Genomic DNA, 2,331 nt, shown 5'->3' on the forward strand with positions numbered 1-2,331 from the left:
TGTACTGGCCCAGCACGAACAGCGGGACCAGCCACCACAGGGTGCCCAGCAGCACGAAGACCGGCCACCAGACCATCATCGCCCGTCGGCGCGGGCCGGCCGGCGCGAGCAGCAGCCACAGAGCACCCAGTGGGATCACGGCGAACGTCGCCACGGCATTGACGCCGCCGACGCAGGCGACCGCCAGTGCGCTGAGCGCCGCCATGCGGCGCGGGTCGGCCCGACGCAGCCCGAGCACCAGCGGAACCAGCACCCACGGTGCGAGCGCCATCGGCCAGACCTCGATCGAGCTCGGTCCGATCACGCTCAGGATGCGGGGTGAGAGGGCGTACGCCAGCCCCGCCACGATCCGGGCCCACGGCGCGCCGATCTGCATCGCCGCGCAGAGCTTGACGATCCCCAGGAACGCCGTGACGAGGAGCAGGGACCACCACAGGCGCTGGACGATCCACGGCTCGATCTGCACGATGTCGCCGAGCAGGAAGAAGGGCCCCATCGGGAAGAGGTAGCCGTACGCCTGGTTCTGGACCTGGCCGAAAGCCCCCACCGGGTCCCACAGGCTCAGGGCCCGGCCGAGGAACCCAGCCGGGTCGACGACGAGGTCGAGCTTGGTGTCGGTGAGGATCCGTCCCGGCGCCTGCACGAAGGCCACGGCGACGAGGCCGAGGCACACGGCGAGGAGACGAAAGCGCCAGGTCAGCATCTGTGCCCGCGACGAGGACTTCGGCTCCGGCTTCGGCCGCGCCGTCGGCCGCTCCTCGGGCTTCGGCTCCGGCTTCGGCTCGGGCCTCGGAGTCAGCGTTTGCGCAGAACGATCGCGAGATTCCACGTCGTCACCTCCCGCAGCACGGGAACGTGCAGGGTCCACCACGCCCAGCGCGGGTGGTAGCGAGGCATCAGCTCGAGCACCTCCGCGTCGGTCTGGGTGCGAGCCCAGCGCATCCCGGCGCCGGCGGTGACGGCGAACAACGAGGTGCCGAAGTCGTTCTTGGGCCGCTTGCCGTGGGTCCGGGCGTACCGGTCGGCGGCGCGGTAGCCGCCGAGGTAGTGCCACGGCGCGGTCTCGGGACCTCCCCCCGGCCCGAACCACAGCGTGTACGAGAGGAAGATCAGACCACCGGGACGAGTCACGCGGACCATCTCCTCAGCCATGGTCCACGGCTCGGGGACGTGCTCGAGCACGTTGGACGAGTAGGTGACGTCGAAGGCGCCGTCGCGGAACGGGAGCGACATCCCGCTGCCGATGACCGTGCCCGGCTCGGGGTCCCCGAGCCCCGAGAGCTCACCGAGGTCGGAGTCGAGCGGCGTGTACGTCGCGCCTGCCCCGCGGAAGGCGCTCGCGAAGTAGCCGGGCCCGCCGCCGACGTCGAGGACGCTCTTGCCCGCCAGGTCGCCGTACTGCGACAGCTGGCCCACCGAGTCCGCCGCAAGCATGCCGTAGAAGTGGTCGGGATCGGTCTGCTCGACCCGGTGCGCACGGAAGAGACGAATCGACCGACCGAGCGTCGGCTGCGAGGTCTCGGGGCGGAGGAACTGAGCGGTCACGCGCCGACGATAACCGACGGGCCCGAGCCGATCGTGACCTCCCTAACTCGCTGGTAACCTGAGCGCTCCTGGGAGGGAGACCGACACCATGTCATCGAGGCACGTGCTGATCTGCAACTGGCGCGACACCCGCAACCCCGAGGGCGGGGGCTCCGAGCGGTTCGTCGAGGAGGCCGCGCTCGGACTCGTCGAGCGCGGATACCGCGTCACAGCGTTCTGCGCCGCACACCAGCACGCGCCACGCGACGAGGTTCGCGACGGGATCCGCTTCGTGCGCCGTGGCGACAAGACGGCCGTGTACGCCTTTGCGCTCCTAGGCCTGCTCTTCCGCCGGTTCGGGCGCGTCGACCTCGTCGTCGACGTCCAGAACGGACTCCCGTTCTTCACCCGCCTCGCGACCCGCAAGCCGGTCGTGGTCCTCGTCCACCACGTCCACCGCGAGCAGTGGCCCGTCGTCTACCCCGGTCTCGTCGGTCGGATCGGGTGGTGGATCGAGTCCTGGCTCTCGCCACGCCTCTATCGGCGATCGCGCTACGTCGCCGTCTCCACCGCGACCCGCGACGAGCTGGTCGCTCTGGGCGTCGATGCCGACCGCATCTCCGTCGTCCACAACGGCACCGATCCGACCCCTGTCACGCACGCGCGGCGCTCGACGCACCCCTCGATGTGCGTCGTGGGCCGCCTCGTTCCCCACAAGCAGGTCGAGCACGCGATCGACGCGCTCGCCGAGCTGACCGAGATGCCGGACCTGACGGTCACCGTGGTGGGAGACGGTTGGTGGGAGGA

3 protein-coding genes are annotated in these 2,331 nt (G+C 70.5%); 1 reads left to right on the forward strand and 2 read right to left on the reverse strand.

The genetic code is table 11. The annotated features are described in order from the left end of the window. Together PV363_RS17330 and PV363_RS17335 are read right to left on the reverse strand one after the other, a co-directional pair. Positions 1-703 (reverse strand): alpha-(1->3)-arabinofuranosyltransferase family protein (locus PV363_RS17330; protein ID WP_301023019.1); only part of this gene is annotated, 703 nt, incomplete at its 3' end. A gap of 92 nt (positions 704-795) precedes the next feature. Further along, positions 796-1,545, reverse strand: a complete 750-nt coding sequence (locus PV363_RS17335) for a class I SAM-dependent methyltransferase (protein ID WP_301023020.1) — start codon at positions 1,543-1,545, stop codon at positions 796-798. Positions 1,546-1,633: 88 nt separating this feature from the next. Here PV363_RS17335 and PV363_RS17340 point away from each other — a divergent pair. Next, positions 1,634-2,331 (forward strand): glycosyltransferase family 4 protein (locus PV363_RS17340; RefSeq protein ID WP_301023021.1); only part of this gene is annotated, 698 nt, incomplete at its 3' end.

Source organism: Mumia sp. (assembly GCF_028803055.1).
Classification (GTDB): Bacteria; Actinomycetota; Actinomycetes; order Propionibacteriales; family Nocardioidaceae; genus Mumia.